Source organism: Streptomyces sp. NPDC101165 (genome assembly GCF_044768135.1).
GTDB lineage: Bacteria > Actinomycetota > Actinomycetes > Streptomycetales > Streptomycetaceae > Streptomyces.
In genome coordinates this window covers 16480-42508 of the sequence record NZ_JBIWPG010000009.1, presented here as the reverse complement: position 1 = coordinate 42508, position 26029 = coordinate 16480, and the positions used below count along the sequence as shown (strand labels likewise).

The window sequence follows — 26029 nt, the reverse complement described above, 5'->3', positions numbered from 1 at the left end:
AATCCTCACGGTGAGTGGTGTGTGAACAGCACTGTGCGCCGTGGGGGGCGGGGTTCTGCCGGTCGAGTGCCGGCCGTCAGTGGCTGGTCGCGCCCGCGCGGCGGAGCCGCGTGTTCGGGCACTGTCCCGCGCCCCCGAGGGGGCGCTGCCATCGCATGCCGTTGACCTGCCCGGGTTCGTCACCGATGACGTACCGCACCCGCCGGCCGTGCACCCTGCGGGCGGGCGCGCGGCAGCCACGCGGGCGGCAGCCGCGCGCGAGGCGGGCGTACCGGTCCGTGGCGGTGGCGGGTGTGGTCGGAGTCATCGCGGCAAGCCTAGCCGTTGATCAGTTTCGGCCGTGCCGCAGTGCGGGGTGCTCGCCCGCCGCGACCAGGTCGGAGACAGCCGTCTTGGGGTCCTTGCCGGTGACCAGGGACTCGCCCACCAGGACCGCGTCGGCGCCGGCGTTGGCGTACGCGATCAGGTCGTGCGGCCCGCGTACACCGGACTCGGCGACCTTGACGATGTTCTCGGGGATCTCCGGGGCCACCCGCTCGAAGGTGCCGCGGTCGACCTCCAGGGTCTTCAGGTTGCGCGCGTTGACGCCGATGATCTTGGCGCCCGCTGCCACAGCCCGCTCGACCTCCTCCTCGTCGTGCACCTCGACGAGCGGGGTGAGGCCGATGGAGACGGCACGCTCGATCAGCGACTCGAGAGCCGGCTGGTCCAGGGCGGCCACGATCAGCAGCGCGAGGTCGGCGCCGTACGCGCGGGCCTCCCACAGCTGGTACGACGTGACGATGAAGTCCTTGCGCAGGACCGGGATGTCCACGCGCGCACGAACGGCCTCAAGGTCGGCCAGCGAGCCGCCGAAGCGGCGCTGTTCGGTGAGGACGGAGATGACGGCGGCACCGCCCGCCTCGTAGTCCGCGGCGAGCCCGGCCGGGTCGGCGATCGCGGCCAGCGCGCCCTTGGAGGGGCTGGAGCGCTTGACCTCGCAGATCACCTTGACTCCGTCGCCCTTGAGCGCGGCCACCCCGTCCTTGGCGGCGGGGGCCTTCGCCGCACGCTCCTTGAGCTCGTCGAGGCTGACGCGTGCCTGCCGCTCCGCGAGGTCGGCACGGACTCCGTCGATGATCTCGTCGAGCACACTCACGCGAGCGGCCCCCTTTCAGACGGTTGTTCTTTTGGGTTCTGATTGAAAACCCTTGGTCACTCCGATGGTATCCGGAGGTCCACGATGGCCCTGCATCCGATCTATACCGGTCCCACCACCTGGACACTCCCCGGGACGGGTCCGAGAGAGGTCCGGGAGCCCGGTCTAGGGATGCAGCCAGCCGCCGCCCGGCAGGTTCCGGACCACGGTGAAGACCAGCAGCAACGCGCCGATGCTCCACATCTGTACCCGCCCGAGTTCGATCCGTGGCGGCCGGCCGCGCACCGCGCGGACCACCCAGACGGTCCACAGCACCGCGAAGCCGAAGTAGGCGGCCACGCCCACCGCGTTGTCGTGCAGGGCGGTGAGGAAGTCGCCGTGGATGAAGGCGTGGGCGCTGCGCAGTCCGCCGCAGCCGGGGCAGTACAGGCCGGTGAGCCGGTACAGGGGACACACCGGGTAGTGGCCGGGTTCGTTCGGGTCGACCGTGCCGACGTACGCGAAGGCCCCGCCGACGGCCGCGAGCAGTCCGACCGGTAGGGCGAGACGGCCCCACAGGGCGGGCGGCGGGCTGGTGCGCGGGGCGCTGCGGCTGTCGGCGTTCACGCTAGGCATTCTGCCCCGCACGCCCCGCGCACGCGCGCGAGGGGCGGCCCGTACCCTCCGCGGGTTCGGGCCGCCCCTCGTGGGAAGCGGTGGTGCTCAGCTCTCGGCGCCGGCCGGCTCGCGGGTCGCGGCGGGGGCCACGTGCGCGACGGCGTGCGCCTGCTGCTTCGGCTGGCCGAGGCCCATGGCGCGCATGGCGGCGCCCACGACGCCGCCGAGGAGCACGATCACCATGCCGGCCCAGAAGCCCACGGGCTGGGCCATCACCATGAAGGCGCCCGCGACGCAGAAACCGATGAAGGCGATGGTGACGCCGGTCCAGGCGGCCGGGGTGTGACCGTGGCTGCTGCCCGCCATGACTTGCTCCTCGTTGCTGTGTGTCCTAGTCCGAGCCGGACGCTCGTCGTCCATTGTTCCGTACGCGCACGCGTGCCGGACGCGGGGGTGACGTCTGGTTCGCCACATCCAGCGACCGCCAAGGGGTACTGCTCAGGCGCCGGTCGGGTCCTCGCCCCGGTCCAGGGCCTTCCAGATCTCCTCGGGACGCTCGGGGTCCACCGGGCGCGCCTTGCGCCGCGGGCGGTCGGCCGCGCGCTCGTAGCGGCCGGACATGGCGGGCCAGCGGCTGCCGTAGCGCAGGGCGAGCAGCCCGGCGAGCAGGATCAGGACGCCGCCGACGGCCGCGACGTACGGCCAGCCGGTGTGGCCGAGCGCGGCGACCGTGGCCGAGGTGTCGCCGGTGGTCTGTGCGGCCTTCTCGTCCAGCGCGGAGCTGTCGGAGGCCCCGACGAGGGCGGCGACGACGATGCCCGCGCCGGAGAGCGCGAGCAGCGCGGCGACGGCGAGGCGGCCCGCCCCGCGGACGGCGAAGACGGCGACGAGCGCGGCGAGGCCCACTATGGCGAGGGCCGCGGGGACGCCCGTGACGTCGCTGCCCTTGGCGGTCAGCGGGAACGCGCCGCCGGCCACCGTGGCGGTGCCCTCCGCCCAGCGCTGCCGGGTCGCGAGCAGCGCCACGGCCGCGCCGAGCGCACCGAACAGCAGGGCCACGGCGAGGCTCCGCCGGCCGGACCGGGTGGGTGCGGCGGCTTCGGAACGGGGGTGAGGTACGGCAGTCACGTAGTCCACTATCGCCTGAACCCCGGGCGAACCGTCACCCGGGGTTCAGATCAGACGCTCTCGACCGTCCTCGGCCGACCGGCCGCTACCGTCCGAGGCGGTTCGCCGTGTGGACGGCCCGCAGGACCGCGGCGGCCTTGTTGCGGCACTCCTGGTCCTCGGCGACCGGGTCGGAGTCGGCGACGATGCCCGCGCCGGCCTGCACATAGGCCGTGCCGTCCCGGAGCAGGGCCGTGCGGATGGCGATGGCGGTGTCGGAGTCGCCGGCGAAGTCGAGGTAGCCGACGCAGCCGCCGTACAGGCCGCGCCGGGACGGTTCGAGTTCGTCGATGATCTGCATGGCCCGGGGCTTGGGGGCGCCGGACAGGGTGCCCGCCGGGAAGCAGGCGGTCAGCACGTCGAAGGCCGTACGGCCCTGGGCGACCCGGCCGGTGACCGTGGACACGATGTGCATGACGTGCGAGTAGCGCTCGACGGACATGAAGTCCACGACCTCCACCGAGCCGGGCTCGCAGACCCGGCCCAGGTCGTTGCGGCCGAGGTCGACCAGCATCAGGTGCTCGGCGCGCTCCTTGGGGTCGGCGAGCAGCTCCTCGGCGAGGGCCTGGTCCTCCTGCGGGGTGGCGCCACGGTGCCGGGTGCCGGCGATGGGGTGGACCATGGCGCGCCCGTCCTCGACCTTGACCAGCGCCTCCGGGGAGGAGCCGACGACGTCGAACCCGTCGAAGCGGAACAGGTACATGTACGGGGACGGGTTGGTGGCCCGCAGGACCCGGTAGACGTCCAGCGCGCTCGCCGTGCACGGGGTCTCGAAGCGCTGGGAGGGCACGACCTGGAAGGCCTCGCCCGCGCGGATGCGCTCCTTGACGTCCTCCACGGCCGCCTGGAAGTCGGGGCCGCCCCACAGGGCGGTGTACTCGGGCAGTTCGGAGGGCGGCAGGACGGCCGGGGGCTGGGCGACCGCCCGGGACAGGTCGGCCTCCATGGCGTCGAGCCGGGCCACGGCGTCGGCGTAGGCCTCGTCCACCCCGGTGTCGAGGTCGTTGTGGTTGATCGCGTTGGCGATCAGCAGGACCGAGCCCTCCCAGTGGTCCATGACGGCGAGGTCGCTGGTGAGGAGCATGGTCAGCTCGGGCAGCTTCAGGTCGTCGCGCTCGCCGGGGCCGATCTTCTCCAGACGGCGGACGATGTCGTAGCCGAGGTAGCCGACCATGCCGCCGGTGAAGGGCGGCATGCCCTCCTGGTGCGGGGTGTGCAGGGTCTGGAGGGTGGCACGCAGGGCGGCGAGCGGGTCGCCGCCGGTGGGGACGCCGACGGGCGGGGCGCCGAGCCAGTGGGCCTCGCCGTCCCGTGCGGTGAGGGTCGCGGCGGAGCGCACGCCCACGAAGGAGTAGCGGGACCAGGAGCGGCCGTTCTCCGCGGACTCCAGCAGGAAGGTGCCGGGGCGCTCGGCGGCGAGCTTGCGGTAGAGCGCGACCGGGGTGTCGCCGTCGGCGAGGAGCTTGCGCGTGACCGGGATGACGCGCCGGTCGGTGGCGAGCTTGCGGAAGGTCTCGAGGTCCATGGCGGCTGACCTTACTGATCCTGTGCCTGCACGCCGGAATCGGCGTCCTTGAGCAGCACGTCCTCGTCGAAGCAGGTGCGGGCGCCGGTGTGGCAGGCGGCGCCGACCTGGTCGACCTTGACCAGCAGGGTGTCGGCGTCGCAGTCCAGGGCGACGGACCTGACCCACTGGAAGTGGCCGGAGGTGTCGCCCTTGACCCAGTACTCCTGGCGGCTGCGCGACCAGTAGGTGCAGCGGCCCGTGGTGAGCGTGCGATGCAGCGCCTCGTCGTCCATCCAGCCGAGCATCAGCACCTCACCGGTGTCGTACTGCTGGGCGATGGCGGGGACGAGCCCGTCGGCGCTGCGCTTCAGGCGCGCGGCGATCTCGGGGTCCAGGTTGCTGGGCGGAGGCGTACTGGTCATGGGTGCCATTCTGCCGCGCGGTACTGACGGTGACGGCCCAAGTCCACTGATCGAGCCCTGCGGCGCGCAGCGCCTCGTTGAGGGGCGGTGGTCGGGTGACGGGTGGGCGGACCCTGTGCGTGGTCGTAGGCTGACTGCATGTCGACCTTCGCTCAGCGTGAACGGCTTCTGCTCGCCGACCTCTTGGAGACCACCGGTCCGGAGGCACCGACCCTCTGCGAGGGGTGGCTGACGCGCGATCTGGCCGCGCACGTGGTGGTGCGGGAACGGCGGCCGGACGCGGCCGGGGGCACGCTGATCAAGCAGCTCGCGCCTCGGCTGGAGAAGGTGATGGCCGAGTACGCCGCGAAGCCGTACGAGGAGCTGATCCAGCTGATCCGGACCGGCCCGCCGCGTTTCTCACCCTTCCAGCTCAAGCAGATCGACGAGGCGGCCAACATCGTGGAGTTCTACGTCCATACGGAGGACGTGCGCCGCGCCCAGCCGGACTGGACGCCGCGCGAGCTCGACCCCGTCTTCCAGGAGTCGCTGTGGTCCCGTCTGGAGCGCACCGCCCGCCTGGTGGGCCGGGGTGTGCCGACGGGTCTGGTCCTGCGGCGTCCGGACGGCCAGACGGCCGTCGCCCACCGGGGTGCGCCCGTGGTGACGGTGACCGGCGAGCCGGCGGAGCTGCTGATGTTCGCGTTCGGCCGGCAGAGCGCGGCGAAGGTCGAGCTGGACGGCGACGAGAACGCCATCGCGAAGCTGCACGAGTCCAAGCAGCTGGGCATCTGAGAGGCACCTCATGATCAAGGTCGCGATGACCGGTGTGTACGTGGACGACGTGCCGAAGGCGCACGCCTTCTACACGGACGTCCTCGGCTTCGAGACCCGTACCCGTCTGGACCTGGGCGGCGGCACGCTGTTCGTCACGGTCGGCGCGCCCGGCGGGGCCCAGCACGATCTCCAGCTGCTGCTGGAGCCCGGTGACAGCCCCATCGCGGAGCCGTACCGCCGGGCCCTGTACGAGGCGGGGATCCCGTGCATCGTCTTCTCGGTGGACGACATCCAGGCGGAGTACAAGCGGCTGGTGAACCTCGGCGTGCGCTTCACGCACGAGCCGCAGGAGCAGGGTCCGGTGATCGCGGCCGTGATCGACGACACGGTCGGCAACCTGATCCAGCTGACCCAGCCCAAGCCGGCCCACGGCTGAGTCTCAGCGGGGCAGTTCGGCCCGGCGCAGGCCCGGGACGCACAGGGCGACGAGCCCGCCGAGGCCGCAGACGACGGCACTGACGACGTAGACCGGGCCGAGGCCCCAGGCGCCGATCGCGGCGGCCGCGAACGGCATGCTCAGCGGGGCGAGTCCGAGGCTGACCAGGCTGGAGACGGCCGTGACCCGGCCGAGGTAGGCGGGGTCGGCCTGGGTCTGGAGCAGGGCCCCGCACATGGCGCCGCTGAGCCCGGCGAGGAGTCCGACGAGCAGGGCCACCCCGACGGCCCCGGCGAGGCTCGGGAGGAAGGCAAGGGCGCCGATCGCGACGGAGCCCCCGAGGATGGCGTACGCGGCGACCAGCCCGGCGCGCGGCAGCCGTCCGCGGGCGGTGAGCAGCAACGAGGCGGCGCCCGCGCCGACGCCGAACCCGGCGAGGATCCAGCCCATCCCGGAGGCGCCCCAGCCGCGCCGGTCGGCGAGCAGGGTCAGGCCGACGTTGAACGGCCCGACGAAGCCGAAGTCGCCGAGGGCGATGGCCAGCATGAGCGGGGCGAGGACGCGGTGCCGGCGGATGTAGCGCAGGCCTTCCCGCAGATCCCGCCGGGCGGACGTGTCCCGAGTGTCGCTCCGGTCGTCCGCCGGCAGCTTCCGGACCCGTACGGAGACCAGCAGCGGCACCGACACCGCGATGAGCAGTCCGGCGAGGGTGAACGCGGCCGCCGCGCCGCCGAGCGCCACGCCGAGGCCGCCGAGCGGGGCGCCGACGACGCTCGCGAAGCGGATCGCGAGGCCCCGCATGCCCTGTACCCGGGCCAGCTGGTCCTTGCCGGTGATCCGTGCCGGGAGGGCACCGACGGCGGGCATGAACACGGCGTCGACGGTGCCGAAGACGAGGGCCAGCAGGGCGAGCAGCCACAGCCCGGGGCTGGTGAGGAGCAGCAGGGCGGCCACCGCGAGGACGGCGGCACAGCGCACGGCGTCGCTGCCGATGACGACGCGGCGCGGGCCCAGCCGGTCGGCGAGCACTCCCCCGCCGAGCATCAGCACGGCCCGCGGCAGCGCGCTGGCCGACATCACGGCACCGGCCTGTGCGGGCGTTCCGGCCTGGACGGCGGCCCAGGACAGGGCGATGTAGTAGATGCTGTCGCCGAGCATCGAGGAGGTGTAGGCACCGAGCCAGCGCAGGACGTTGGGGTCGCGGTGGGCGGCCTTTTCGAGTTGCCGCGCGGGTATGCCGGACAGGACGGTCACGGCGGTGCCCTCTCTCAGACGCGGAACGGGAATCCGTACATGAACAGCGCGACGTGTTCGCGCCCCTCGGTCCCGCCTGCGGCTTCGGCGGCCCGGCCCTGCTCGTCGTACCGGCGCAGGATCGCCTCCAACTCGCCCTTCAGCGCGGTGAGTTCCGCCGGGGTCAGCCGCATCCAGGACTCGCTGTCCACGGACGCGGTGTTCCACTCGGGGTTCCACGTGGGGCGTTCGTCGAGATAGCGCCGGTAGCGGTCGGCACGCTGGTCGTGGAAGAGGCGGCTGGCCGCCAGGTGGGCCGCGGCCTTTCCCGGTTCGCCGCGGAAGTCCTCGCCCCGGATGCTCAGCCCGTCGGACGCAGGCTGCCACCACCGCTCCCGTGCGTCCCCGCTCTGCGGCTCCGCCTCCTCGATCAGCCCGTGCTCGGCGAGTTTGCGCAGGTGGTAGCTGACCAGGGAGACGGCTTCGTCCACATGCTCGGCGAGCTGTGACGCCGTAGCCACCTGCTCGACGCACAGCAGCCGGTACAGGTTCGCCCTCAGCGGATGCGCCAGGGCCTTCAGCGTCCCCACGTCGGTGATCCGTCGTGGCTCCTTGTCTGCCATGCCGTCAGACTAGACAGGAAAGAAAAGTTGCACAACAAATTTTGCGCAACTTCCCTTTCCTATCTGTCGAAGCTCAGCACGGCGTCACCGCACCGGGTGCCCCGCCTCCCGCAGCGTCTGCTTCACCTGGCCGATGCGCAGGTCGCCGAAGTGGAAGACGGAGGCGGCCAGGACCGCGTCCGCGCCCGCCTCGACGGCCGGCGGGAAGTCCGCCAGGCGGCCCGCGCCGCCCGAGGCGATCACCGGGACGGTGACGTGCTTGCGGACGGCCGCGATCATCTCCAGGTCGTAGCCGTCCTTGGTGCCGTCCGCGTCCATGGAGTTCAGCAGGATCTCGCCGGCGCCCAGATCGGCGGCCCGGTGCGCCCACTCGACGGCGTCGATGCCGGTGCCCCGGCGGCCACCGTGGGTGGTGACCTCGAAGGCGCCTTCAGGCGTCCGCCGTGCGTCCACCGACAGCACCAGCACCTGCCGGCCGAAGCGCTCGGCGATCTCGCGGATCAGGTCCGGGCGGGCGATGGCCGCCGTGTTGACGCCCACCTTGTCGGCGCCGGCCCGCAGCAGCTTGTCCACGTCCTCGGCCGTACGGACGCCGCCGCCGACGGTCAGCGGGATGAACACCTGCTCGGCGGTGCGGCGCACCACGTCGTACGTCGTCTCCCGGTTGCCGGACGAGGCGGTGATGTCCAGGAACGTCAGCTCGTCGGCGCCCTCGGCGTCGTACACCTTGGCCATCTCGACCGGGTCGCCCGCGTCGCGCAGGTTCTGGAAGTTGACGCCCTTGACGACCCGGCCGTTGTCCACGTCCAGGCAGGGGATGACTCGGACCGCCAGGGTCATGAGTTCACGGCTCCTCTGAATGCCTCTAGTTCCACTTCGACCAGGATGCGCGGGTCGACGAAGCCCTCCACGACCAGCAGGGTCGAGGCCGGGCGCACGGAGTCGAAGAGCTCCTTGTGGGCCCGGCCCACCGCGTCCACGTCCCGCACATGGGTCAGGTACATCCGCGTGCGGATCACGGACCCGATGTCGAGCCCGAACTCCGCGATCGCCTCCAGTGCGCTGGTGAACGCCACCTTGGCCTGCTCGTACGGGTCACCCTCCCCGTACAGCACACGGCCCCGGAAGGACGTCGTACCGGCCACCAGCACACGGTCGCCCGCCGCGACGGCGCGCGCGAACCCGAAGCTCTCTTCCCAGGGACTTCCGCTCTGCACGCGCCGCACGGCATCGCTCATGACGACACAGCCTCCAAGGCCTCTTCCAGGGTGAACGCCTTCGCGTACAGGGCCTTCCCGACGATGGAGCCCTCGACACCGAGGGGTACCAGCTCGGCGATGGCCCGGAGGTCGTCGAGCGACGACACGCCGCCGGACGCCACGACCGGCCGGTCCGTCGCGGCGCACACGTTGCGCAGCAGCTCCAGGTTCGGGCCCTGGAGGGTGCCGTCCTTGGCGATGTCGGTGACGACGTAGCGGGCGCAGCCCTCCTTGTCGAGGCGCTCCAGCGTCTCGTAGAGGTCGCCGCCGTCACGGGTCCAGCCGCGGCCGCGCAGGGTCGTGCCGCGCACGTCCAGGCCCACCGCGATCTTGTCGCCGTGCTCGGCGATGGCCCTGGCGACCCACTCCGGGGTCTCCAGGGCGGCGGTGCCGAGGTTCACCCGGGTGCAGCCGGTGGCGAGGGCGGCGGCGAGGGTGTCGTCGTCGCGGATGCCGCCGGACAGCTCCACCTTGATGTCCATCGCCCTGGCGACCTCGGCGATCAGCTCCCGGTTGTCGCCCGTGCCGAAGGCGGCGTCCAGGTCGACCAGGTGCAGCCACTCGGCGCCGGAGCGCTGCCAGGCGAGGGCGGCCTCCAGCGGGGAGCCGTAGGACGTCTCGGTCCCGGACTCACCGTGCACGAGGCGGACGGCCTGGCCGTCACGGACGTCGACGGCGGGAAGGAGTTCGAGCTTGGCCATGGTCTACAGGGTTCCGATCCAGTTGGTGAGGAGCTGGGCACCGGCGTCGCCGGACTTCTCGGGGTGGAACTGGGTGGCCCACAGGGCACCGTTCTCCACGGCCGCCACGAAGGGCTTGCCGTGCGTCGACCAGGTCACCCTGGGCGAGTGCATGAGCGGGTTGTGGGTCTCCAGGGTCCAGTCGTGGACGGCGTAGGAGTGCACGAAGTAGAAGCGGGCGTCCCGGTCCAGGCCGGCGAACAGCTCCGAGTCGGCCGGGGAGTCGACGGTGTTCCAGCCCATGTGGGGCACGATGTCGGCCTGAAGCGGCTCGACCGAGCCGGGCCACTCGTCGAGGCCCTCGGTCTCCACGCCGTGCTCGATGCCGCGCGCGAAGAGGATCTGCATGCCGACGCAGATGCCCATCACCGGACGCCCGCCGGACAGCCGGCGGTCGATGATCCAGTCACCACGGGCCTCGCGCAGCCCCTGCATGCAGGCGGCGAAGGCGCCGACGCCCGGCACCAGCAGGCCGTCGGCGTTCAACGCCCGGTCGAAGTCGCGTGTGATCTCGACGTCGGCCCCCACGCGCGCGAGGGCGCGTTCGGCGGAGCGGACGTTGCCGAAGCCGTAGTCGAAGACGACCACTCGCTTGGCGCTCAATTCCACACCTCCAGCCTCAGGACGCCCGAGACGAGGCACATGGCCGCGCCGATGGACAGCAGCACGATGAGGCTCGTGGGCATCTTCTGCTTGGCGAAGGAGATGATGCCGCCGACCAGGAAGAGGCCGACGACGATCAGGAGGGTGGACAGACCGTTCATGGGTTACAGCGCGCCCTTCGTGGAGGGGAGGATGCCGGCCGCGCGCGGGTCGCGCTCGCTGGCGTAGCGCAGGGCCCGCGCGAGCGCCTTGAACTGGCACTCCACGATGTGGTGCGCGTTGCGCCCGTAGGGCACGTGCACGTGCAGCGCGATCTGCGCCTGGGCGACGAAGGACTCCAGGATGTGCCGGGTCATCGTCGTGTCGTACTCGCCGATCATCGGCGCCATGTTCTCGGGCTCGGTGTGCACGAGGTAGGGGCGGCCGGACAGGTCGACGGTGACCTGGGCGAGGGACTCGTCCAGCGGGACCGTGCAGTTGCCGAAGCGGTAGATCCCCACCTTGTCGCCGAGCGCCTGCTTGAAGGCGGCACCGAGCGCGAGGGCGGTGTCCTCGATGGTGTGGTGGGAGTCGATGTGCAGGTCGCCGTCGGTCTTCACGGTCAGGTCGAACAGACCGTGCCGGCCCAGCTGGTCGAGCATGTGGTCGTAGAAGCCGACGCCCGTCGCGATGTCGGTCCTCCCGGTGCCGTCGAGGTCTATCTCGACGAGGACCGAGGTCTCCTTGGTCGTACGCTCCACACGTCCTACGCGGCTCATACCTCAAGCTCCTTCTTGACTTCACGTACCGCGTCGAGGAACGCGTCGTTCTCTTCGGGGGTTCCGGCGGACACCCGCAGCCACCCCGGTACGCCGTTGTCCCGGACCAGGACACCCCGGTCGAGGATCTTCTGCCAGGCGGTGTGGGAGTCCTCGAACCGGCCGAACTGCACGAAGTTCGCGTCGGACTCGGTGACGTCGTAACCGATCGCCCGCAGCTCGCTCACCAGCCGGTCCCGCTCCGACTTCAGCTGCTCGACGTACTTCAGCAGCGTGTCGGTGTGCTCCAGGGCGGCCAGGGCGGTCGCCTGGGTGATCGCCGACAGGTGGTACGGCAGCCGTACGAGCTGTACGGCGTCCACGACCGCGGGGTGCGCGGCGAGGTAGCCGAGGCGCAGGCCCGCCGCGCCGAACGCCTTCGACATGGTGCGCGAGACGACCAGGTTCGGCCGGCCCTCCAGCAGCGGCAGCAGCGAGTCGCCGTGGCTGAACTCGATGTAGGCCTCGTCGACGACGACCATGGACGGCTTGGCCGCCTGGGCCGCGTCGTACAGCGCGAGGACCGTCTCGGGCGGAACCGCGTTGCCGGTGGGGTTGTTGGGGGTGGTGATGAAGACGACGTCGGGCCTGTGCTCGGCGATGGCCTGCTCGGCGACCGCGAGGTCGATGTCGAAGTCCTCGTTGCGGGGGCCCGAGATCCAGCCCGTCCCCGTGCCGCGCGCGATGAGCGCGTGCATCGAGTACGACGGCTCGAAGCCGATGGCCGTGCGGCCCGGTCCGCCGAAGGTCTGCAGCAGCTGCTGGATGACCTCGTTGGAGCCGTTGGCGGCCCACACGTTCGCGACGCCGAGCGGGTGCTTGCCGGTCTTCGTCAGGTACTTGGCCAGCTCGGTGCGGAGCTGGACCGCGTCCCGGTCGGGGTAGCGGTTCAGGTTCCGGGCGGCCTCGCGCACCCGCTCCGTGATCCGCTCGACCAGCGGCTCGGGCAGCGGGTACGGGTTCTCGTTGGTGTTCAGCCGTACGGGGACGTCCAACTGGGGCGCGCCGTAGGGGGACTTGCCGCGCAGCTCGTCCCGTACGGGGAGATCGTCGATTCCAAAGCTCACTTGCTCGTCGGTACCTTCCACCCGAACCTTGCCTTGATCGCCGCGCCGTGCGCGGGCAGGTCCTCCGCCTCCGCCAGGGTCACCACGTGGTGCGCGACCTCGGCCAGCGCGTCCTTCGTGTAGTCGACGATGTGGATGCCGCGCAGGAAGGACTGGACGGACAGGCCGGAGGAGTGGCAGGCGCAGCCTCCGGTGGGCAGGACGTGATTGGACCCGGCCGCGTAGTCGCCGAGCGAGACCGGGGCCCAGGGGCCGATGAAGATCGCGCCGGCGTTCCTGACCCGGTCGGCGACCGCGGCGGCGTCCGCCGTCTGGATCTCCAGGTGCTCGGCGCCGTACGCGTCGACGACCCGCAGGCCCTCCTCGATACCGTCGACCAGGACGATTGCGGACTGCCTGCCGTTCAGGGCCGGGACGATCCGGTCCTCGACGTGCTTGGTGGCCGCGACCTGCGGCTCCAGCTCCTTGGCCACCGCGTCCGCCAGCTCGACCGAGTCGGTGACCAGCACGGCGGCCGCCAGCGGGTCGTGCTCGGCCTGGCTGATCAGGTCCGAGGCCACGTGCACCGGGTCGGCGGTGTCGTCCGCGAGGACCGCGATCTCGGTGGGGCCGGCCTCGGCGTCGATGCCGATCTTGCCGGTGAAGTAGCGCTTGGCCGCGGCCACCCAGATGTTGCCGGGGCCGGTGACCATGTTGGCGGGCGGGCAGGACTCGGTGCCGTACGCGAACATCGCGACGGCGGTGGCGCCGCCGGCCGCGTAGACCTCGTCCACGCCGAGCAGGGCGCACGCGGCGAGGATCGTCGGGTGCGGCAGCCCGCCGAACTCGGCCTGGGCCGGGGAGGCGAGCGCGATCGACTCGACGCCGGCCTCCTGCGCGGGCACCACGTTCATGACCACGGAGGACGGGTAGACCGAGCGGCCGCCCGGGGCGTACAGCCCGACGCGCTCGACCGGCACCCACTTCTCGGTGACGGACCCGCCGGGCACGACCTGGGTGGTGTGCGTCGAACGGCGCTGCTCGCGGTGGACCAGGCGGGCGCGCCGGATGGACTCCTCCAGGGCCGCGCGCACGGCCGGGTCGAGGCCCTCGAGCGCGTCGGCGAGCGCCTGGGCCGGGACACGGACGGATTCGAGCCGTACTCCGTCGAATTTCTCGGCGAAGTCGATCAGCGCCGCGTCGCCCCGATGATGCACGGCCTCGCAGATCGGACGCACCTTCTCCAGGGCGGCCTGAACGTCGAAGTCGGCTCGGGGCAGCAGGTCGCGCAGGGCGGGGCCCTCGGGAAGGGCGTCGCCGCGCAGATCGATTCGGGAGATCACGGTGTCAATTCTCTCAGACCGGGGTCCGGAGCCGTCCGCGCGTATCAATGGCTGATACAGAACGCGGGACAGCGGGCGGTACATAGCCTGGCCGGAACCCGGAAGATCCCCTTCACGTCTTGTGTAACAGGCGTCACTCAGCGGGCATGAACGGGTGTACGAAGAGGTGACAGCGAGTAGTCAGAGGAGGAAGGAAGAGCGGTGACCGAGGGGGCCGGCCTTCACGCCGGGGACCTGCCGGACGACCTGACCGCGGCCGAGGCGGGCATGTGGCAGGCCTTCCGCAACGGCAGCATGTACGACCTGAGCAGCGGGGACACCGTCGTGGACGATCCGCACGGCGGGCACCCCTGGGGGCCCGAGCGGAGCGTCAGGGCGCGCATCGTCTGCTGGCTGCTGCTGGACGGGCCGCCCGCGCTCGCGGGCCGGGTGTCCTCGCTGAAGCTGGTCGGCGTGCGGGTCACCGGCTCGGTGGACCTGGCGGGCGGCACGGTCACGCCGTACGTGGAGCTGCGCGGCTGCCGTTTCGACGAACAGATCCTCCTGCCCGAGGCCCGGTTCACGACCCTGCGCCTGGTGGACTGCGCGGTGCCGCGCCTGGAGGCGGCCCGGGTGCACACCGAGGGCGATCTGCATCTGCCGCGCTGCCGCTTCCAGAACGGGGTGCGGCTGACCGATGCGCACATCGGCACGGACCTGCTGCTCAACCAGGCGATCGTCTACCGGGACCGCAGCGGCCGCTCGATCGCCGCGGACGGCTTGACCGTGGGCCAGGACCTGCAGGCGGAGCTGCTGGAGTCGCACGGCGAGCTGAGCCTGCGCAGCGCCAAGGTCGGGGTCTCGCTGAGCCTGCGGGGAGCGAAACTGGCCAACCCGTACGCGCGCCTGGCTCTGAACGCCCCCCAGCTGACGGTGGAGCGCACCCTGTACCTGACCCCGGCCGGCGTGGGCAACCCGCTGCTGAGCGGGACGACCCCCGCGCGCGGGACCCGCATCCAGCGCTTCGAGTGCCGGGGCGGGATACGGCTGGACGACGGGCGGTTCGGGGACGCCGTGGACCTGGAGCGGGCCCGGTTCGCCTTCACCGACGACCAGGAGCTGTCGCTGCGCCGGGTGCAGACGCCCGAGCTGCGCTTCCTCGGGGACGGGCCGGAGCGCGGGAAGGTGGTGCTGTCCGGCGCGCGGATCGTGAACCTGGTGGACCACGCGGGCAGCTGGCCGGGCCCGGGCAACCTCCACATGGGCGGCTTCGCGTACGAGAACCTCGTACCGCAGGGCCCGTTCCCGCTGACCCGGCGGCTGGACTGGGTGGCGGCGGCCACCGCCGAGTACAACCCGGAGCCGTACGAGCGGCTGGCCACCGTGCTGCGCGCGGCCGGGGAGGACGAGGACGCCCGCGAGGTGCTGCTCGCCAAGCAGCGCCGGCGCCGCGAGACGCTGCCGCCGGCCGCCAAGTGCTGGGGGTACGTCCAGGACTGGACGGTGGCCTACGGCTACCGGCCGGGCCGGGCCGCGGTGTGGATGGCGGTGCTGTGGGCGGCGGGCACGCTGGCCTTCTCGCACGCCGACCATCCGCCGGTGAACCCCGGCGGCCATCCGACCTGGAGCGCCTCCCTGTTCACGCTGGACCTGCTGCTGCCGGTGATCGACCTGGGCCAGGTCGGCCAGTGGCAGCTGCGCGGCGGCTGGCAGTGGCTGGCGGCGGCCATGATCCTGCTGGGCTGGATCCTGGCGACGACGGTGGCGGCGGGGGCGACCCGGCTGCTGCGGCGCGGCTGACGCCCGGTCCATCGGCACGTACGTCACATTGGGCAGGTACACCACATTGGTTGAACAATCACCTTTTACCTGTCCTTGACCATCGGACATACAACCTTCCACGACTTACCCGGACCCTCTGGCGCTGCCCCGACCTGCGGTCTTTCAATGGTCGACACCATGGCTCTGCTGCCGGCGTTCCTCCGCCCCACACGGATGACACGACATGCCTCGCGCCCCGTCGGCCCCCGGCCGGCCGGTGACGAGGCCGTCCTCGACGCGCCCGACGAACGCCTCTCCCCCGTGCTGGTCGCGGCCGGCCGGGGCGAGTACGGCGCTGCCTCGGCCCTGCTCGCCACCACCCGCGCGGCGGCCGAGTGGGAGGCCCACGACCGCTACACCCGGCGGCTCGCCGCCTTCGCCCGCTCGCGCTGCGAGTGGTTCGAGGCCTGGCGCGCCGCCGCCCCGAACGACCCCGACGTGACGCTCGTCGCGGCCCAGCTCGCGGTGGACCGCGCCTGGCCCTCCCCGGCCCGCGCCGAGCTGCTGCGCGAGGTGAGCCCGCTGATCACGGCCGCCGCGCGGGCCGACGACCGCGACCCGGTGCCGTGGCGGATCGCGCTCGACCACGCACGCGGCTCCCGGGCCGGGCACCGCTACTTCGAGGAGCTGTGGGAGGCGGCGGTCCGGCGGGCCCCGCACCACTACGGCTGCCATGTGGCCGCCCTGCGCTATCTGGGCAGCTCCTGCTGCGTCATGTGGGGGGACACCCCCCACACCCCCCGTGCCTCGCACCACGAGTGCTTCGACTTCGCCGACCTGGCCGCGCAGGACGCCCCGCCCGACTCGCTCGTCCAGGCGCTGCCGGCCCGGGCGGCCCTCGCCTACCTGACCGACGGCTGCGGCCCCGAGGTGCCGCGCGAGCGGCTGGACGCGGCGGCCGACCAAGCGATCGCGCTCTCCGGCCGGTTCCCGGCGGCCGCGCCGTCGTACGCCGAGATCCGCAACAAACTGGTCTACGTCCTCGCCCGGCTGGAACGCTGGGAGGACGCCCGCACCCAGCTGCGCCTGATCGGCCCGTACGCCACCTCGTTCCCCTGGGAGCGGCTCTCCGACGACCCGCTGGGCCACTTCCTCAGCCTGCGCGAGACACTCCTGACGGCCGCTTGCGGCACCACCCTGACCGAACTGCTGGCGGCACCGGCGCGACCGCGGAACGAACACCGCGGCCGAGCCGCCGCCTCCGACCATTAGGCTGGGGCGCCGTGACCACCGTCCGACTCCCTCTGTTCCCGCTGAACTCAGCGCTGTTCCCCGGGCTCGTGCTGCCCCTGAACATCTTCGAGGAGCGCTATCGCGCCATGATGCGCGAGCTTCTGAAGACCCCCGAGGACGAACCGCGCCGGTTCGCCGTCGTGGCGATCCGCGACGGCCACGAGGTGGCACCGAGCGCGCCGGGCATGCCGGATCCGACCACACAGCCCGAGCGGGGCCCGTCGGCGGGCTTCGGCGCGGAGCCCCTCACGTCCTTCCACGGCGTGGGCTGCGTGGCGGACGCGGCGACCATCCGGGAGCGCGCCGACGGCACGTTCGAGGTGCTGGCGACCGGGACGACCCGGGTACGGCTGCTGTCCGTGGACGCGTCGGGCCCGTTCCTGACGGCGGAGCTGGAGGAGCTGCCGGAGGACCCCGGCGACGAGGCGGGCGCCCTGGCCGAGGGCGTCCTGCGCGCCTTCCGCCAGTACCAGAAGCGCCTGGCGGGCGCCCGTGAGCGCTCCCTGTCGACGGGCGCGGACCTCCCGGACGACCCCTCGGTGGTCTCCTACCTGGTGGCGGCGGCGATGGTCCTGGACACGCCGACCAAGCAACGGCTGCTGCAGGCGCAGGACACCGCCTCCCGGCTCCGGGACGAGCTGAAACTCCTTCGCGCGGAGACGGCCATCATCCGTAACCTTCCGTCGTTGCCCGCGTTCGAGCTGACGCGGACGCCGACCAGCCTGAACTGAGCGAACCGAGGCCGACACCCCGATGGCGAAGAAGTCGAAGAAGCAGCAGTCCGGTGGCACTCCGGCGACGGTGTCCCTGACGGCGGCGGGCGTGGGCTTCACCCTGCACTCCTACGACCACGACCCCTCCCACCCCTCCTACGGCGAGGAGGCGGCGGAGGCGATGGGCGTCTCACCCGACCGGGTCTTCAAGACCCTGGTGGCGGACGTGGACGGCGCGCTGACGGTGGCGGTGGTGCCGGTCTCCGGCACGCTCGACCTCAAGGCGCTGGCCGCGGCGGTGGGCGGCAAGCGAGCGACGATGGCCGACCCCACCCTCGCGGAACGCACCACCGGCTACGTACGCGGCGGCATCTCGCCCCTGGGCCAGCGCAAGAAGCTCCGCACCGTCCTGGACGACTCGGCCGAGTCCCACGCGACGATCTGCATCTCGGCGGGCCGCAGGGGCCTGGAGGTCGAACTGACCCCGGGAGACCTGGCACAGCTGACCGAAGCGGTGCTGGCACCGATCGGCCGAGGCTGACGGGATTACGTCAGCGGGGCTCCGTACCCGTCCTTCGGGGCCGGAGCCTGCGGGTACGGCTCGGGGTCCCGAGGCCCGAACAGCGCGGTCAGTCCCAGATGCACCAGCGAGGCGGCCAACGGCCAGGCCAGCAGCGCACCCTTCGCCCCCAGCTTCAACGGCGCCGAGAAGGTGACCCCCTTCCCGACCTGCCTCGCGTGGGCGATCACGTCGGACGTGGGCCCCAGCCACACCCCGAGCCGCCACGCCAGCAGCGACCCGAGCAGACCGCCCACACCCAGCGCCACCACCAACGGCACACCGCCGCGCCGCCGCAGCGCGAACACGACGACCGCGCTGACCAGCCCGAAGGCCAGCCCCAGCAGCGTGAACGTGCCGTCCACCCCGGCCGCCTGCTCCCCCTCGGTGTCCTTGATGTAGACGACCCAGCTCTTGCCGACCTCGTCCCCCAACAGCGGCACGTGCGGCGCCAGCCACCACCACAGCAGCCCGAACAGCACCCCGCCCAGCGCCACCGCTATCGCGATCACGACGGCTTCCAGGATCTCTTTCTTCATCCCAGGGCCGTCCTGTTCGTACAGGCTCACGCCCGCCGCCCCGGCAGGCGGCGGCGCCTGCCAGACCTGGTGCGGGGAGTCGTCGTGCGGCGGCGTGGGCGGAGTCAGCGGTGCGGTCACCCTGACATCGTGCCAGGTCGCGCTGTGGGCCGCGTCATCGGACGGCGGCCCTGCGGTAGGCCCAGGTCGCCACGGCCAGCGAGATCACTCCGACACCCGCGCAGACCCCCAGGTCAGCGAGGACGGCGGCCCAGTCCGGGTCGGCCCCGAAGGTCCGCGCGTAGGCCTCCACGCCGTAGGTCGACGGCAGCAGGTCCCGGGCCAGCCGTACGATCTCCGGCATCCGGTCGGCCGGCAGCACACCGAGCAGCAGCGCCGCCGACATGCCCAGCTGCCCGAGCAGCGTGGCGAGCTCGGGCCGCGGCGCGAGCAGCCCGCAGGCGGCACCGAGTCCGGCGAGCGCGGCCCCGGCGAGCGGGATGACGGCCACCAGGATCCACAGGTTGGACAGCGGCAGCCCGAACAGCATGCACCCGAAGACGGCGGTCACCAGGGTCCCCGGCACGGTGAAGGAGGCGTACGCCCCCGCCGCGCCCAGCACCACCGCCGCCGGCGGCACCGGCAGCGTGGCGTAGTGGTCGAGCCCACCGCTGGCCCGCAGCTGCCCGAAGTACTGCGACAGCAGATTGAGCGCGACGTACGCGACGACGAGCACCGAGGACCCGGCCACCACGGACTGCGCCTCACTGCCGCTGTCGACGACGCCCCGCATCATCACGGCGATGCCGATGGACTGGAAGGTAGCCACGAACAGCAGCGGGATGCGCGCCACCCGGGCCCGGGACAGCTGGGCCCGGTAGACGGCCACCAGCGACGGCCACAGCCGCGCGGGCGGCCCGAGCTCGGCCGCGGGCCGGGGCGGCTCCGGCACGGGCCGGGCACCGCCCTGCAGCACCTCCGCGGGTACGACACTCACGACGAGCTGCTCCTCTTCCCTACGGCAGCCGCGCCGCCGTCCCACAGGGACCATACGGGTACGACGTTCCTCGCGCTCACGCCTTCACCAGCCCCTGCCGTGCCGCCCCGCCCAGCGCCAGGTAGACGTCCTCCAGGCTGGGCGTGGCGAGCGTGAAGTCGTCCAGGGCGGCGAAGGCGGCCCCGCCGGTCACCGTGGCGACGGCGGCCCGGGCCTCCTCGGGTGCGAGCCGGAGCGTCCAGCGCCGGCCGGACTCCGTGGCCCGTTCGCGCAGCACGGCGACCTCGGGCACGTCCAGCGGCGCCCGCTCCCGCCACACCAGTTCCACCCGCACCTCGCCGGAGACCTGCTCCTTCAGCCCGGCCGGGGTGTCGCAGGCGATGACCCGGCCCTGGTCCAGGACGGCGACCCGGTCGAGGACGGTCTCGGCCTCGATGACGTTGTGGGTGACCAGCAGCACGGTCGTGCCCCGCTCGGCCCGCCGCCGGTCCACGGCCGCCCACACCGCGCGCCGGGCCACCGGGTCCATGCCGGTGGTGGGCTCGTCCAGCACGAGCAGCGACCGCTCGCCGACGAGGGCGGCGGCGAGGCAGGCGAGCCGCCGCTGTCCGCCGGACAGCTTCTTCAGCGCCCGCCCGGCGATCGGTGTGAGGCCCAGTTCCTCGAGTACCGCGTCCCGCTCGGCGCGCGCCTGCCGTAGGTCCAGCCCGCGCAGGCGTCCGGTGGTCTCGGCGGCGAGCGCGACGGTCAGCTCGTCCAGGGCGGAGGACTCCTGCCCCAGGTAGGCGAGGATCCGGGCGGCCCGCTCGGGATGCCTGACGATGTCGTGGCCGAGGATCTCGACGCTGCCGGTGTCCGGCCGCAGCAGCCCGGTGAGCTGCCGTACCAGGGTGGACTTGCCGGCGCCGTTCGGCCCGAGCAGCCCGAAGATCTCTCCGCGCCGTACGTCCAGTTCCACGCCGTCGGTGGCCCGCACCTCGGGCGCTCCCGGCGCTCCGCGCCGCCCCTTCACGGGCGGATAGGTCTTGCTGAGCCCGCGCACGCGTACGACCTCGTCATGCCGAAGTGCCTGTCCCGCGCGCGTACTCACAAGGCACGAGACTACGGGGTCCGGCCCCTTTACTCGTCTTTGGGGCCTCTTCTCACCCCTGGCTTCTCGTTCCGCCACCGGGAAAGTCCCGGCTCACTCCCCGGCAGGGGCGTGCTCGGCCGCGGCCGGTACGTCGACCTCCCGCCAGAAGCCCGCCCGGATGGCGTAACGGTCGTGCTCGTCGATCTGGTCGTCCTTGTGGGCGAGCAGCCCGAAGCGGGCGGCGTAGCGCAGCAGCTCGCCGTCGATGCGGTGCGGGATGCGCGGGTACATCGTGGACAGCCGCTGCACATGGCCCTGGTCGCCGAGCCGGGACATCCAGCGGCGGGCGAAGACCTGCCCCACCTCGTACGGGTCGCCGCCGACCGTGGTGATGTCCTCCTCCCGGTCGGCCCAGCGCTGCTCGGCGGTGGTGAGCTGGGCCAGCGTCGGCATGGAGGCGATCTCGGGCGGCTCGGAGACCCCGCCGGGCCGGTCCACCCAGCCCTTGTCGGAGGACCACCTGAGGGTCGCGGTCGCCGGATGCTGCACGGCCTGCGCACCGGGTGCGCGCAGCGCGGCGAGGTCCTTGGGGGTCGGTACGCCCTTGGGGGCGGGCACCCGCTCCTGGGCTCCGCCCTCGGCCGCGGCGGCAGGCGCGTGGCCGCCCTCCTCGGCGGGTGCTTCGGCGACCGTGGCGAGCGTGGACTCGGGCAGCGGCGCGGAGAGGATCGCGGCGATCTCGGGGCGGGGCGCGGGCGGGGGTGCGCAGACGCCGGTCAGCTCCTTGGCGCGGACGGCCTGGGTGATCCAGGCCCGGTCCAGTACGCGTCGCTCGTCGGCCTCGGCGACCAGGTCCTCGGACTGGTTGTAGTCCCCGTCGGCGGCCTGTACGGCCCACAGGTGGACGGCGACGCCGTGCTCCTTGGCGGCCATCATGCCGGGCAGCAGATCACCGTCGCCGGTGACCAGGACGACGTCGGAGCAGGCGCGGTTGCGGGCCAGCTCGGTCAGCTCGGCGTGCATGGCGGCGTCCACACCCTTCTGCGCCCAGCGTCCGTCACTGCGGGTGAGGGCGCCGAGCCGGACGGTGACGCGGGGCATCACGCGCAGCCTGCGGTGCTCCGGCTGGGGGACCCGGTCGGGGGCGCCGTCGAACCAGTAGATGCGCAGCAGCGGGCGCTCGGTCTCCGACTCCGCGCGTTCGCGCAGGGCCTGGATCAGCGCGGCGTGGTCGACGGTGATCCGGGACCGTGAGGGCTCACCGGCAAGGAGGCTGGCGGCGGCTCCCAGCAGATACCCGGCGTCCACCAGGACGATGCAGCGGTCCACGCGACTCACCCTCTTCCCAGGAGGCTCTTGCTTCGGACTTCCTTTGCTCCGGACTTCCTTCGAGTCTGCCCGACCACGCGGAGGTTAACGGCCGGAACTCGATCTTCGGCGTGGCGTTTGCGCATGCCGCTCGCCCATCGACCCTGTTACACACGGTAATTATCCGACATGCGCGTGATGTCAGCTTATGTGAATCTGGTCGCGGCCCTGGCCCCTAGATCCCCCACAGGAGGCAGATCACCATGGCCAAGAACAAGAACCGCAAGCAGGGCAGCCAGCAGCAGCGCTCGCAGGCCCAGCAGGCCCAGGAGCACGCGCAGCGGTCGTCCTCGGAGACCCACGAGTCCCCGATGCACGTCCCGGGCAGCCCGGCGGATGTTGCGCGTAAGAAGCAGCAGCGCTTCGGCCACAACTAAAGGGCAGTTGAAGCCCAGGCACACGGAAGGGGCGCACCCGCCGAGGGTGCGCCCCTTCCCGCCGCATCGGCTCAGCCCGCCAGGCAGGACGGGCCGAGCAGCACCTTCAGATCTCCGAAGAGCGCAGGATCCGGCTTCACCCGGTGCCGGTCCAGCCGGAGCACCGTCGTCTTCGTCGGCCCCTGGAGCTTGATGCGGACCTCGCTCTCGCCCCTGTGGTGGCTGAGGATCTCGCCGAGGCGGCTGACCATCGGCGGGGTGACCTTGACCGCCGGGATGGTGAGGATCACCGGCGCGTTGGTGCCCGCGTTCGACAGGTCGGGCACCTGGAGCTCCATCGCGACCAGCCGCGGCACGTCCTCGCGCTTGTCGAGCCGGCCCTTGACGAACACGACCGCGTCCTCGACGAGTTGGGTCGACACGAGCTGGTACGTCGCCGGGAAGAACATGCACTCGATGGAACCGGCGAGGTCCTCGACCGTGGCGATCGCCCAGGCGTTGCCCTGCTTGGTCATCTTGCGCTGCAGGCCCGAGATGATGCCGCCGATGGTGACCACCGCGCCGTCCGCGTGCTCACCTCCGGTGAGCTGGGCGATGCCCGCGTCGGCCTTGTCGGACAGCACGTGCTCCAGGCCGAAGAGCGGGTGGTCCGAGACGTACAGACCGAGCATCTCCCGCTCCTGGGCGAGCAGATAGGTCTTGTCCCACTCCTCGTCGGTGAACTGCACGTCGAGTCCGAAGCCGGGCTCGTCGCTCTGTTCCTCGCCCATGCCGCCGAAGAGGTCGAACTGCCCCTCGGCCTCCTTGCGCTTGACCGCGACCACGTTGTCGATCATCGGTTCGTACTGCGCGGTGAGGCCCTTGCGGGTGTGCCCCATGGTGTCGAAGGCGCCGGCCTTGATCAGCGACTCCGTGGTGCGCTTGTTGCACGCGACCGCCTCGACCTTGTCGAGGTAGTCGGGGAAGGACGCGTACTTGCCCTTGGCCTTGCGGCTCCTGATGATCGACTCGACCACGTTGGTGCCGACGTTGCGCACGGCCTCCAGGCCGAAGAGGATCACGTCGTCGCCCTGCGCCGCGAAGTTGTGCACCGACTCGTTGACGTTCGGCGGGAGCACCTTGATGCCCATGCGGCGGCACTCGTTGAGGTAGACGGCCGACTTGTCCTTGTCGTCCTTGACCGAGGTGAGCAGCCCGGCCATGTACTCGGCGGGGTGGTTCGCCTTCAGGTAGGCGGTCCAGTACGAGACCAGGCCGTACGCGGCGGAGTGCGCCTTGTTGAAGGCGTAGCCGGCGAAGGGGACCAGCACGTCCCACAGGGCCTGGATGGCCTCGTCGCTGTAGCCCTTGTCGCGGGCGCCCTTCTGGAAGAGGACGAAGTTCTTGGCCAGTTCGTCGGGCTTCTTCTTGCCCATCACGCGGCGCAGGATGTCGGCCTCGCCGAGCGAGTACCCCGCGATGATCTGGGCGGCCTTCTGGACCTGCTCCTGGTAGACGATCAGGCCGTAGGTGACGGCCAGGACCTCTTCCAGGGGCTCCTCCAGCTCCTTGTGGATCGGGGTGATCTCCTGGAGCTTGTTCTTGCGCAGCGCGTAGTTGGTGTGCGAGTCCATGCCCATCGGGCCCGGACGGTAGAGCGCGGAGACGGCGGAGATGTCTTCGAAGTTGTCGGGCTTCATCAGCCGCAGCAGCGAGCGCATGGGTCCGCCGTCGAACTGGAAGACGCCCAGGGTGTCGCCGCGCTGGAGGAGTTCGAAGGTCTTCGGATCGTCGAGCGGCAGGGCCAGCAGGTCGAGGTCGATGCCCTTGTTGGACTTCACCATCTTGACGGCGTCGTCCATGATCGTCAGGTTGCGCAGGCCGAGGAAGTCCATCTTCAGCAGGCCGAGCGACTCGCACTGCGGGTAGTCCCACTGCGTGATGGTCACGCCGTCCGTGTGCCGCACCCAGATCGGGGCGTGGTCGACGATGGGCTCGCTGGACATGATCACGCCGGCGGCGTGCACACCCATCTGCCGGACCAGGCCCTCGACGCCCTTCGCGGTGTCGATGACCTTCTTGACGTCCGGCTCGTTCTCGTACATCCCGCGGATCTCGCCGGCCTCGTTGTAGCGCGGGTGCGAGGGGTTGGTGATGCCGTCGAGGTCGATGCCCTTGCCGAGGACGTCGGCGGGCATCGCCTTGGTGAGCCGGTCACCCATGGCGTACGGGTAGCCCAGCACGCGCGCGGAGTCCTTGATCGCGTTCTTGGCCTTGATCTTGCCGTACGTGCCGATCATGGCGACCTTGTCGGCGCCGTACTTCTCCGTCACGTACCTGATGACCTCGACGCGCCGGCGCTCGTCGAAGTCGATGTCGACGTCGGGCATGGAGACGCGCTCGGGGTTGAGGAAGCGCTCGAAGATCAGGCCGTGCGGGATCGGGTCGAGGTCGGTGATGCCCATGGCGTAGGCGACGATCGAGCCGGCCGCGGAGCCTCGGCCGGGGCCGACCGCGATGCCGTTGTTCTTGGCCCACATGATGAAGTCGGCGACGACGAGGAAGTAGCCCGGGAACCCCATCTGGATGATGACGTCCATCTCGTACTCGGCCTGCTTCTGGCGGTCGTCGGGGATGCCGCCCGGGAAGCGGCGCTCCATCCCGCGGCGGACCTCCTCCTTGAACCAGGTCACCTCGGTGTAGCCGTCGGGGATGTCGAACTTCGGCATGAGGTTCTTGGCCTCGAACATGCCGGTGGTGTCGACCATCTCGGCGACGAGGAGCGTGTTGGCGCAGCCCTCCTGCCAGGCGTCCGAGGAGTCGATGGCGTACATCTCGTCCGTGGACTTCAGGTAGTAGCCGGTGCCGTCGAACTTGAAGCGGTCCGGGTCGGAGAGGTTCTTGCCGGTCTGGATGCACAGCAGGGCGTCGTGGGCGCCCGCCTCGTGCGCGTACGTGTAGTGCGAGTCGTTGGTGACCAGCGGCGGGATGCCGAGCTTCTTGCCGATGTCGAGCAGGCCCTCACGGACCCGGTGCTCGATCTCGATGCCGTGGTCCATCAGCTCCAGGAAGTACCGGTCCTTGCCGAAGATGTCCTGGTAGTCGGCGGCGGCCTTGAGGGCCTCCTCCTCCTGGCCGAGGCGCAGCCGGGTCTGGACCTCGCCGGAGGGGCAGCCGGTGGAGGCGACGATGCCCTCGGACCACTGGGCGATGGTCTCCTTGTCCATCCGGGGCCACTTCTGCAGCCAGCCCTCGGCGTAGGCGTCGGAGGAGAGCCGGAAGATGTTGTGCAGGCCCGTCTTGTTCACGGCCCACATCGTCTTGTGGGTGTAACCACCGGAACCGGAGACGTCGTCGCGCTTCTGGTGCGGCTGGCCCCACTGGATCTTGCGCTTGTTGCGCCGGGACTCGGGGGCGACATACGCCTCGATCCCGATGATCGGAGTGATTCCGGCCTTCTTCGCGGTGTGGAAGAAGTCGTACGCGCCGTGGAGGTTGCCGTGGTCGGACATGGCGATGTGCGTCATGCCCATCTCGTTGCAGGCGTCGAACATGTCCTTGAGCCGCGCGGCACCGTCCAGCAGCGAGTACTGGGTGTGGACGTGCAGGTGCGTGAAGGGCGGCTTTGACACGGTTTCGGCCTCCAAGGGAAACAGGCGTCTACGATCTTCCGACCGGCTGTGGACCGACTGCGGACGGTCTGGGGGACAACGTCGAATCCTATGCCCCGCCACTGACACCCGCGG

Annotated in this window: 29 protein-coding genes; 7 read left to right on the top strand and 22 right to left on the bottom strand. The window is 71.5% G+C overall.

What is annotated here, in order from left to right:
• Nucleotides 1–76 precede the first annotated feature (76 nt).
• The 7 genes from trpM to hisI form a co-directional block, all read right to left on the bottom strand.
• Nucleotides 77–307, bottom strand: coding sequence for a tryptophan biosynthesis modulator TrpM (gene trpM, locus ACIRVH_RS20240; RefSeq protein WP_403955061.1), 231 nt, complete (start codon nt 305–307; stop codon nt 77–79).
• A 21-nt stretch (nt 308–328) separates the two neighbouring features.
• Nucleotides 329–1138, bottom strand: a complete 810-nt coding sequence (gene trpC / locus ACIRVH_RS20235) for an indole-3-glycerol phosphate synthase TrpC (RefSeq protein WP_403955058.1) — start codon at nt 1136–1138, stop codon at nt 329–331.
• A gap of 165 nt (nt 1139–1303) precedes the next feature.
• Nucleotides 1304–1753: a DUF2752 domain-containing protein gene (locus tag ACIRVH_RS20230; protein ID WP_403955055.1), complete on the bottom strand. Its 450-nt coding sequence runs from the start codon at nt 1751–1753 to the stop codon at nt 1304–1306.
• A gap of 87 nt (nt 1754–1840) precedes the next feature.
• Nucleotides 1841–2101, bottom strand: a complete 261-nt coding sequence (locus tag ACIRVH_RS20225; protein ID WP_403955052.1) for an HGxxPAAW family protein — start codon at nt 2099–2101, stop codon at nt 1841–1843.
• 132 nt (nt 2102–2233) lie between these two features.
• On the bottom strand, nt 2234–2872 hold the full coding sequence (locus ACIRVH_RS20220) for a TIGR02234 family membrane protein (RefSeq protein WP_403955050.1): 639 nt from the start codon (nt 2870–2872) through the stop codon (nt 2234–2236).
• A 76-nt stretch (nt 2873–2948) separates the two neighbouring features.
• Complete coding sequence (locus ACIRVH_RS20215; protein WP_403955048.1) at nt 2949–4427, bottom strand: anthranilate synthase component I; 1479 nt, start codon at nt 4425–4427, stop codon at nt 2949–2951.
• An 11-nt stretch (nt 4428–4438) separates the two neighbouring features.
• On the bottom strand, nt 4439–4831 hold the full coding sequence (gene hisI, locus ACIRVH_RS20210; RefSeq protein ID WP_403955045.1) for a phosphoribosyl-AMP cyclohydrolase: 393 nt from the start codon (nt 4829–4831) through the stop codon (nt 4439–4441).
• Between the two features lie 138 nt (nt 4832–4969).
• On the opposite strand from hisI, the gene ACIRVH_RS20205 reads away from it, so the two are divergent.
• Both ACIRVH_RS20205 and ACIRVH_RS20200 read left to right on the top strand, forming a co-directional pair.
• Entirely contained in the window at nt 4970–5605 is a 636-nt protein-coding gene (locus tag ACIRVH_RS20205; protein ID WP_403955043.1) for a TIGR03085 family metal-binding protein, read from the top strand.
• Between the two features lie 10 nt (nt 5606–5615).
• Nucleotides 5616–6023, top strand: coding sequence for a VOC family protein (locus ACIRVH_RS20200; RefSeq protein ID WP_403955041.1), 408 nt, complete (start codon nt 5616–5618; stop codon nt 6021–6023).
• A 3-nt stretch (nt 6024–6026) separates the two neighbouring features.
• On the opposite strand, the gene ACIRVH_RS20195 is transcribed toward ACIRVH_RS20200, so the two are convergent.
• The 10 genes from ACIRVH_RS20195 to hisD form a co-directional block, all read right to left on the bottom strand.
• Nucleotides 6027–7277: an MFS transporter gene (locus ACIRVH_RS20195; protein ID WP_403955038.1), complete on the bottom strand. Its 1251-nt coding sequence runs from the start codon at nt 7275–7277 to the stop codon at nt 6027–6029.
• A 14-nt stretch (nt 7278–7291) separates the two neighbouring features.
• Nucleotides 7292–7879, bottom strand: a complete 588-nt coding sequence (locus ACIRVH_RS20190) for an ArsR/SmtB family transcription factor (protein ID WP_403955036.1) — start codon at nt 7877–7879, stop codon at nt 7292–7294.
• Nucleotides 7880–7963: 84 nt separating this feature from the next.
• Nucleotides 7964–8719, bottom strand: coding sequence for an imidazole glycerol phosphate synthase subunit HisF (hisF, locus tag ACIRVH_RS20185; protein WP_403955034.1), 756 nt, complete (start codon nt 8717–8719; stop codon nt 7964–7966).
• Entirely contained in the window at nt 8716–9117 is a 402-nt protein-coding gene (locus ACIRVH_RS20180) for a RidA family protein (protein WP_403955031.1), read from the bottom strand. Before ACIRVH_RS20180 ends, hisF begins: the two co-directional genes overlap by 4 nt.
• Nucleotides 9114–9839, bottom strand: a complete 726-nt coding sequence (priA, locus tag ACIRVH_RS20175) for a bifunctional 1-(5-phosphoribosyl)-5-((5-phosphoribosylamino)methylideneamino)imidazole-4-carboxamide isomerase/phosphoribosylanthranilate isomerase PriA (RefSeq protein WP_403955028.1) — start codon at nt 9837–9839, stop codon at nt 9114–9116. The genes ACIRVH_RS20180 and priA overlap by 4 nt, the downstream gene beginning before the upstream one ends.
• Before the next feature lie 3 nt (nt 9840–9842).
• The gene (gene hisH, locus ACIRVH_RS20170) at nt 9843–10487 is read right to left on the bottom strand and encodes an imidazole glycerol phosphate synthase subunit HisH (RefSeq protein WP_403955026.1); all 645 of its coding nucleotides are present in this window, start codon (nt 10485–10487) and stop codon (nt 9843–9845) included.
• Nucleotides 10478–10642 carry a hypothetical protein gene (locus ACIRVH_RS20165; protein ID WP_403955024.1) on the bottom strand — a complete coding sequence of 55 codons (165 nt, stop codon included), beginning with the start codon at nt 10640–10642 and terminating at the stop codon, nt 10478–10480. The genes hisH and ACIRVH_RS20165 overlap by 10 nt, the downstream gene beginning before the upstream one ends.
• Before the next feature lie 3 nt (nt 10643–10645).
• Nucleotides 10646–11239 (bottom strand): imidazoleglycerol-phosphate dehydratase HisB, encoded by a 594-nt coding sequence (hisB, locus tag ACIRVH_RS20160; RefSeq protein ID WP_030783530.1) that lies wholly within the window; start codon nt 11237–11239, stop codon nt 10646–10648.
• Nucleotides 11236–12345 (bottom strand): histidinol-phosphate transaminase, encoded by a 1110-nt coding sequence (locus ACIRVH_RS20155; RefSeq protein ID WP_403955021.1) that lies wholly within the window; start codon nt 12343–12345, stop codon nt 11236–11238. Before ACIRVH_RS20155 ends, hisB begins: the two co-directional genes overlap by 4 nt.
• The gene (hisD, locus tag ACIRVH_RS20150; protein ID WP_403955018.1) at nt 12342–13667 is read right to left on the bottom strand and encodes a histidinol dehydrogenase; all 1326 of its coding nucleotides are present in this window, start codon (nt 13665–13667) and stop codon (nt 12342–12344) included. The genes ACIRVH_RS20155 and hisD overlap by 4 nt, the downstream gene beginning before the upstream one ends.
• 201 nt (nt 13668–13868) lie before the next feature.
• Here hisD and ACIRVH_RS20145 point away from each other — a divergent pair, with 201 nt between their 5' ends.
• From ACIRVH_RS20145 to ybaK, 4 genes are all read left to right on the top strand, one after another.
• Nucleotides 13869–15446 carry an oxidoreductase gene (locus ACIRVH_RS20145; protein ID WP_403955017.1) on the top strand — a complete coding sequence of 526 codons (1578 nt, stop codon included), beginning with the start codon at nt 13869–13871 and terminating at the stop codon, nt 15444–15446.
• Nucleotides 15447–15593: 147 nt separating this feature from the next.
• Nucleotides 15594–16679, top strand: coding sequence for a hypothetical protein (locus ACIRVH_RS20140; RefSeq protein ID WP_403955015.1), 1086 nt, complete (start codon nt 15594–15596; stop codon nt 16677–16679).
• A gap of 11 nt (nt 16680–16690) precedes the next feature.
• Nucleotides 16691–17431, top strand: coding sequence for an LON peptidase substrate-binding domain-containing protein (locus ACIRVH_RS20135; protein ID WP_403955014.1), 741 nt, complete (start codon nt 16691–16693; stop codon nt 17429–17431).
• 22 nt (nt 17432–17453) lie between these two features.
• Nucleotides 17454–17954 (top strand): Cys-tRNA(Pro) deacylase, encoded by a 501-nt coding sequence (gene ybaK / locus ACIRVH_RS20130; RefSeq protein ID WP_403955011.1) that lies wholly within the window; start codon nt 17454–17456, stop codon nt 17952–17954.
• A gap of 5 nt (nt 17955–17959) precedes the next feature.
• Here ybaK and ACIRVH_RS20125 read toward each other — a convergent pair whose 3' ends face one another.
• The 4 genes from ACIRVH_RS20125 to ACIRVH_RS20110 all read right to left on the bottom strand — a co-directional run bounded on the left by ACIRVH_RS20125 (nt 17960) and on the right by ACIRVH_RS20110 (nt 21888).
• On the bottom strand, nt 17960–18631 hold the full coding sequence (locus ACIRVH_RS20125; RefSeq protein WP_403955009.1) for an AAA family ATPase: 672 nt from the start codon (nt 18629–18631) through the stop codon (nt 17960–17962).
• A 34-nt stretch (nt 18632–18665) separates the two neighbouring features.
• Nucleotides 18666–19487: an ABC transporter permease gene (locus tag ACIRVH_RS20120; RefSeq protein ID WP_403955006.1), complete on the bottom strand. Its 822-nt coding sequence runs from the start codon at nt 19485–19487 to the stop codon at nt 18666–18668.
• Between the two features lie 76 nt (nt 19488–19563).
• Nucleotides 19564–20577 carry an ABC transporter ATP-binding protein gene (locus ACIRVH_RS20115; protein ID WP_403955003.1) on the bottom strand — a complete coding sequence of 338 codons (1014 nt, stop codon included), beginning with the start codon at nt 20575–20577 and terminating at the stop codon, nt 19564–19566.
• A 93-nt stretch (nt 20578–20670) separates the two neighbouring features.
• Nucleotides 20671–21888 carry an NYN domain-containing protein gene (locus tag ACIRVH_RS20110; RefSeq protein ID WP_403955001.1) on the bottom strand — a complete coding sequence of 406 codons (1218 nt, stop codon included), beginning with the start codon at nt 21886–21888 and terminating at the stop codon, nt 20671–20673.
• A gap of 242 nt (nt 21889–22130) precedes the next feature.
• Between ACIRVH_RS20110 and ACIRVH_RS20105 the strand changes: the two genes are divergently transcribed.
• Nucleotides 22131–22304, top strand: a complete 174-nt coding sequence (locus ACIRVH_RS20105; protein WP_403954999.1) for a hypothetical protein — start codon at nt 22131–22133, stop codon at nt 22302–22304.
• Between the two features lie 71 nt (nt 22305–22375).
• On the opposite strand, the gene dnaE is transcribed toward ACIRVH_RS20105, so the two are convergent.
• On the bottom strand, nt 22376–25915 hold the full coding sequence (gene dnaE, locus ACIRVH_RS20100) for a DNA polymerase III subunit alpha (RefSeq protein ID WP_403954997.1): 3540 nt from the start codon (nt 25913–25915) through the stop codon (nt 22376–22378).
• Nucleotides 25916–26029: the final 114 nt, after the last annotated feature.